The 524-nt window shown below is 76.3% G+C and carries 1 protein-coding gene; it reads right to left on the bottom strand.

Annotation, left to right across the window (positions count from 1 at the left end):
- The coding region (locus FV228_RS32360; protein ID WP_147858026.1) for a hypothetical protein at window positions 1-342 on the bottom strand (342 nt) is incomplete at its 3' end.
- Window positions 343-524 lie beyond the last annotated feature (182 nt).

Genomic DNA, 524 nt, shown 5'->3' with positions numbered 1-524 from the left:
GGGCAGGCGGTCGGGCACGATCGAGGAAAGGGCGCCGGAGGTCCGGACCGCGACCGGCCGGACGGGAACCGCCGGCGGCGCCAGGGCTCCGGTCTCCAGGGGCGCGACCTGGTGGCAGCCGCAATGGAGGTGCTCGGTCACGCCGGGATCGACGCTGGTGCCGGCCTCCGCGAGCGATGGTCCGTCGATGCGGTCGTGATGGCCGCCCGCATGGAACGCCAGATCCGCCGCGAGGCCGACGCCCGGTCCGGCCAGGCAGAGGGTCAGGACGAGCGCGAGCATGCGGGCGGCGATCGCCCACCAGCCGCGCCCCGAGCGCCCCTGCCGAATCCGAGACTTCATCGCGGCCGTTATGGGCGATCCGGCCCCGGGCGCACAAGGGCCGGCGCGATCGAAGCTGCGTTCGGCCGTCCCGCGACCCGGAGGAGCGGGGCGAGGCGGCTCACGCCGACAGCCGCAGGATCCAGTCGTAGAAGTCGGCCCAGTCCCGGCGCGCCGGCAGCGGGGCGGGCGGTGCGCCGGCC

The sequence above is a fragment of the Methylobacterium sp. WL18 genome, assembly GCF_008040015.1.
GTDB lineage: Bacteria > Pseudomonadota > Alphaproteobacteria > Rhizobiales > Beijerinckiaceae > Methylobacterium > Methylobacterium mesophilicum.
Note: the sequence above shows the minus strand (reverse complement) of the source record. Positions and strands in the feature narration are given on the sequence as shown.